We start from the raw sequence: 5,628 nt of genomic DNA, 5'->3' as shown, positions 1-5,628 counted from the left end.
GGACTTGAGTCCGCAAAACCCTGCGGACTCAAGTCCGCACTACGAACCATTTTTGTAAAGTTCCTAGTGCGGACTTGAGTCCGCAAAACCCTGCGGACTGAAGTCCGCACTACGAACCATTTTGTTATAGTAATCGATCGCATCTGGTACCAACACTACAGACAGATTTTATCGAGCTTTTTCAGATTTGCTAACGAGCTCGAACAACCCTTCAGCAACAGCTTGATTGCCGTCTTTGTCAAGGTGGACACTATCAAACTTAATGTACATCGGAGCAGAACGACCTTCTTTTTCGGCAATTTGTGCCCTACCCCGACGGACTGGTTCGGTACCGTCGAGATAGGGTACACCCAGTGACTGACTAATTTCCCCCAGTCGCTTCCCGGCGTCGATAGTCAGCCGATTTTTTGGCACTCGCTGCTCGTTGTCAGAAAACCCGTCAAAAGTCATAAAGCGAGTAGGTAAGTAAAGTACAACGAGCGATCGACCGTCCGCAGCAACGGAGTCTCGGAGTAAGCTCAAATCTGCTTCAAACTGCTTCCAAGCACGGTCAGCAAGATCGGGAGGCACATCAGCCTGCTTCGGGCCCAAGGCTAGGGTTGCGCCCAAAGGAGCTTCCGGTTTGAGGTTGTTATTTGATAAACCCAGCAAGTACAAGCATTTTTGGGAGTTGATTCTCAGCCAGGAAGGAGAAGCTAAGACGCGAGTAACTTGTTTTAATCCGTTTTTCAAATTTTCCAGTTTGGATTGAGGGGCTGGCTCTAGATAGGGGTTTTTCGGTGCACCTTTGTCCTCGCGGCGAAACCACGTCATTGAGACCATGTTGTTGTCTACCGCCAGCACTACTACATCTGGTTTGTAGGCCGACCACTGGTTGCGATAAACATAGTTGATTTCTTTGAGGGTAGAACCTTCTATAGCGCTGTTGATATAGGTTGCTTTGGCACCATTTTTCTGAAAAACAGTTGCTAATTGAGCAGGCCAAGTATCTTCTGCACCAATCCCAGTCCCAAATGTTGTTGAATCTCCCATGCCGAGAATTCGCACTTCGCCTGGGGGTTTCTGCACCGGCAGCAGCGGGCCGCGATTTCCCGCACTGCTCATGGCGATGGGACGACCTCCTGTAAATTCGCGATCGAAAACGTTATTCCTGTACTCAGGAGCAATAACTTGCAGAATTCCTTCCAATAATAAAGCTGCTAACAATAGCTTTGACAAGTCTACGGTCGTGCGGCGAAATGCGGTTTTTACATGGGAAAGTGCTTGGTCATTAAATATTGGGAGCATAACTTGTCAATCCGATTAGAACTGGAAGTAAATGAAATTGGAACTTGAGGCGCCGGCGAAGGTAAATATCAGCGCAATTGCGATCGTATAAACAATCACCTTGAGCAAATTTGGGTGCATCTGAGCCCAGCTCATCCACCGTTGCTTCACATCTCCCCATTGAACTAGCAAAACTAGGGCCAGGTAGAATAGCGGGCGATAGTCAATCGGTATCCGGCCATCAGCAAAGGTCAATATCCGTTGAAATACCACACCCGCACTGTTCAAATCAGACGATTCAAAGAGTACCCAAGAAGTACAAATTACAAAAAAGGTCAACAGCCAGCGCAGGAAATAACTAACTTTCGACTTAGGTGCAGAGGAGAGTCCAAACGCTCTTTCCATTGACAGCATTGCCCCTTGCAAACCTCCCCAAGCAACCCAGTTCCATCCAGCACCGTGCCAGAGGCCTCCCAGCAGCATGGTGATCATTAAGTTTGCATAGGTACGGAGTTGACCCTGCCGGTTCCCACCCAGGGGAATATAAAGATAGTCGCGCAGCCAATTTGACAGTGAAATGTGCCAGCGGCGCCAAAAATCAGTAATGCTGTAAGCCATATAGGGCCTGTCAAAATTTTTCGGCAGTTCAATTCCGAACAGGCGGGCAGAACCGATCGCCATATCTGAATAACCAGAAAAGTCGCAGTAGACTTGAACTGCAAAAGCGAAGGTAGCTAGTAACAACCCCAACCCGGAAACGCTCTGGGGCGCACTAAAAGCCTCACTGGTAATTGATGCCATCGGGTCAGCTATATAAACTTTTTTCAGCATCCCCCAGATGATTTGGGCAATGCCACTGCGGATCCCAACCCAGTCTACCGGTGACTCGCACGTCAACTGGGGCATGAGAACCTTGGCGCGGACGATCGGGCCAGCAACCAGATTAGGGAAGAAAATGACGTACAGCGCTAGGTCGAGAAATGACTTTTGGGCTGGTGTAACGCCCTTGTAGACATCGACTATGTAACCGATCGTCTGGAATGTGTAAAAAGAAATACCCAAAGGCAATAGCAGATTTAGTTGAGGCCACGGATGAAATCCCAACAGGGAGTATGCCGAAGCCGAAAAGAAATTTGCGTATTTGAACAGGCAGAGAGTGCTTATAACTACAACCACAAAACTAATTAAAGCAGTAGTTCTCTCTCTCTTTTTATTTGATGAGTCGATAATGCGAGCTGTTATATAAGCTAGCAGGGTATATAAAACCATTAGGAGTGAGTAAGGTACGCTCCACACCCAATAAAAGCAGTAGCTAGCCAATAACAAGAACCAACGTCTGTATTGCGGTGTCAGCAAGTAATAGACGTACACCACAACCGCCAAAAATACCAAAAATAGTGTGGAGTTAAACAGCATTTTTTGAGTTCGTAAAGTTGAGCGATCGCTAAGTGAATCGTATCTATAGAGATAGCAACCGTCAATAATGTCAAGAAAACTTTTTTGTGTAACAAATTGCCAAGCCCAGCCCTCAGTAGAGCAAGAGAGAAAAGAGTATAAAACTTTACAAGGAATTGATAATTGGGATCTATCTTTATGAGGATGTTGTATAACAATTTTTCAAGTAAACTTACAGCTTTTATAATATATGAGATTGCTTTTATGGCTCGAATGTTACTCTCCTTAAATAGAAAAAAATTCCAACCTGTTTTTCTTTAATCTAAAATTGTGGTTTCAGTTTTGCACCCTTGATTGCGTTGTACTGCCTGACAAAAGCGAAATAGAGCGGTGTGCCGCTGAAAATCTCTCCTCAGTACAAACTATTAGTAAGGCTTGTGAGAGAATCCATCGCAACCGCGAACTATTTACAGATAGGATTTTTTTTACTATAAACCTAAGATTATTTCAAATAATTATAAAATTTTTAGATAAATTCAGCCCAATTTCCGCGAAGGGCGATGGCGTCGGGCCCTCGCCCGTGCTACTGCTATAATTGTACAATCCTCACCAACCTCACATTAGACCTCTCCAAAAAAGCAAGTCTCGAACAGGCATCCTGCCTGTTCCACAATAATTATTGGAGATGTCTATTTATATGACAGCAAGTAAAAGCTGCACCTACGTTTCCCCCGAAAACTATTAGACCACTCCAAAAAAGCAAGTCTTGAACAGGCATCCTGCCTGTTCCACAATAATTATTGGAGATGTCTATTGAGAGGGCGAGAAAGTCAGCCCCATCAAACACGAGTACAGGCAAGGAGAAATCTATGCAATGGCAGGAGCAAGCAAACCTCATGTCATTATGGTAGTAATAAATATGTAGTGATTTTTAATTACAGTAATTGAATACATAGGATAATTTTATAACTCACACAATCAAATTTTGTGACTTTAATATTTCTTTACGCGCTCGAATGGAGATTTATTTACACTTGTGCTATTATAGGTGAATATTGCTCGATATTTTGATATCTGCCAACATTAGTTTAGTCATGTAATATGCTATTTGTACGACCAAATTGCCCTACTTGTGGTTCAGATCGCACAGTTAAAAATGGTATTATTCATAATAAAAAACCAAAATACAAATGTCAAACTTGTGGTCGCCAATTTGTCGAGAATCCGACTAAGAAAGTAATTTATTTTCTTGTATAAGATAATTTGCCGACTTCTTTTGGAGAAGATATCTTTGGCTGGTATAGCTAGAAGCACGGGTGTTTCTCAAAAATGGTTACAAGATTACATAAATAATAAATATGCCTCAATTGAACGCACAGTAAAGGTTAAACCTAAAAAAAAATCAGATTGAATGTTGAATGTGATGAACTGTGGTCATTTGTAGATTGTAAAGAAAACAAGCAATGGGTGTGGTTAGTAATGGATAGAGAGACCAGAGAAATTATTGGTGTTTATATTGCAATACGGTTCACTTAACACTATTTGTCCCCCGGAGATCCCCCTCGCATCCCCCTGATTGTCGGGGGACGAAAGAGAGCATTCTTGTCCCCCCCGCATCGAAGGGGGGTTAGGGGGGATCGCTCTTAAGTGAACTGTATTGGTTTATATTGGCGATCGTAGCGAAGAAGGAGCCGAACAATTATGGAATTCTCTACCGATGGTATATAGACAATGTGCTGTTTGCTATACAGATTTTTGGGCGGCATATGCTTTTATTTTTCCTTCGCTACGTCATCAGCCAGTGGGTAAAGACAGTGGAAAAACTAATCACATTGAAAGATTTAATAATACATTGCGCCAAGGTGTTTCTCGTCTAGTAAGAAAGACTCTTTCGTTTTCTAATAAGTTAGAAAACCCTATTGGTGCTATTTGGTATTTTATCCATCATTACAACTATGTTTTGAACCAATAAATATCTAATCACTACATATTTATCACTACCGATGACATAATTCTTGGTAGTGAGGGTGATGACTACCTGTTTGGAAAGTTAGGTTCGGATACTATCTGCGGCGGTGTAGGTAATGATTTTATCAGCGGTAACGAAGCAGCAGATATCCTGGGAGGGTGCGAAGGAAATGATACCCTTTATGGAGGGGAAGATAACGATACTTTGCTAGGCGGAAAAGGTGATGATGTCCTTTTCGGAGATTTGGGGAATGATAGTTTGATTGGCGGTAGCGGTAAGGATATCTTTGTACTAAATTCGGCTCAAGGATTTGATATAATCGCTGATTTTACCCGGGTCAAGATTTGATGGGATTAAGCGGTGGTTTGAGTTTGAGTCAGTTAGCAATTACTCAAAATACTCTGGGAACAATCATCAAAAACCTGTTGACAGGAGAGGAGTTAGGTATTATGATTGGAGTGAGTCCGAATTTGATAACAGCCGTAAATTTCCGCCAGATTTAGGAAATCAAGAAAAGGCGGCGCGGGTTGAGGAAATTATGGGTTTTAGGCAAATATTGTTGGTAAAACCCGGTTTCTGGCCACTCGCACACAATCCAAGAAACCGGGTTTTTTCCCGAATCTGCGAGTTGTCACCAAGTCTGTCCCATGGAACCCGGTTTCTGACTACTCGCACACAATCCAAGAAACCGGGTTTTTTCCAGAATCTACGAGTTGTCACCAAGTCTGTCGCAAAAACCCGGTTTCTGGCCAGCATTACGAATTTAAACTGGTTTAGCCCACGACAGCCAAGTTTCCATCGGGCGGAAACCGACTGATTTGTAAAGCTTTGTCGCGCCTGTCAAACTGTCTGCATCGACGCTGAGTTTGGCTGTATTTGCACCCGCTGCTTTTAAGGTTTGCAAACCAGCTAACAGCATGGCTTTTCCTAATCCCATTTTCCGAAAGTCGCGCCGCGTACCCAATAGTTCGATCCAACCGTCTTTTGTGCCGCTGCGG

The 5,628-nt window shown here is 43.5% G+C and carries 5 protein-coding genes and 2 pseudogenes; 4 read left to right on the top strand and 3 right to left on the bottom strand.

The features are described from left to right. Positions 1-168: 168 nt before the first annotated feature. Positions 169-1,287, bottom strand: coding sequence for a GDSL-type esterase/lipase family protein (locus tag JGK39_RS17730; protein WP_293251785.1), 1,119 nt, complete (start codon positions 1,285-1,287; stop codon positions 169-171). Between the two features lie 15 nt (positions 1,288-1,302). Then, positions 1,303-2,682: an MBOAT family protein gene (locus JGK39_RS17725; protein ID WP_293251783.1), complete on the bottom strand. Its 1,380-nt coding sequence runs from the start codon at positions 2,680-2,682 to the stop codon at positions 1,303-1,305. A 1,080-nt stretch (positions 2,683-3,762) separates the two neighbouring features. Between JGK39_RS17725 and JGK39_RS17720 the strand changes: the two are divergent. The 4 genes and pseudogenes from JGK39_RS17720 to JGK39_RS17710 form a co-directional block, all read left to right on the top strand. Then, positions 3,763-4,170: pseudogene (locus tag JGK39_RS17720) on the top strand (IS1 family transposase); the annotation flags it as partial. A gap of 157 nt (positions 4,171-4,327) precedes the next feature. Next, a pseudogene (locus JGK39_RS17715) lies at positions 4,328-4,633 on the top strand (IS1 family transposase); the annotation flags it as partial. Further along, positions 4,634-4,978 (top strand): hypothetical protein, encoded by a 345-nt coding sequence (locus JGK39_RS33625; protein WP_366049318.1) that lies wholly within the window; start codon positions 4,634-4,636, stop codon positions 4,976-4,978. Beyond that, positions 4,978-5,133, top strand: a complete 156-nt coding sequence (locus JGK39_RS17710) for a hypothetical protein (RefSeq protein WP_293251781.1) — start codon at positions 4,978-4,980, stop codon at positions 5,131-5,133. The genes JGK39_RS33625 and JGK39_RS17710 overlap by 1 nt, the downstream gene beginning before the upstream one ends. A 260-nt stretch (positions 5,134-5,393) precedes the next feature. Here the strand turns inward: JGK39_RS17710 and JGK39_RS17705 are convergent. Then, on the bottom strand, positions 5,394-5,628 hold a 235-nt coding region (locus JGK39_RS17705), incomplete at its 5' end, for a GNAT family N-acetyltransferase (RefSeq protein ID WP_293251779.1).

The organism is Microcoleus sp. PH2017_12_PCY_D_A (genome assembly GCF_020738565.1).
In the GTDB taxonomy this organism is placed as follows: Bacteria; Cyanobacteriota; Cyanobacteriia; order Cyanobacteriales; family Microcoleaceae; genus Microcoleus.
This window is presented reverse-complemented; position numbering and strand designations above follow the sequence as displayed.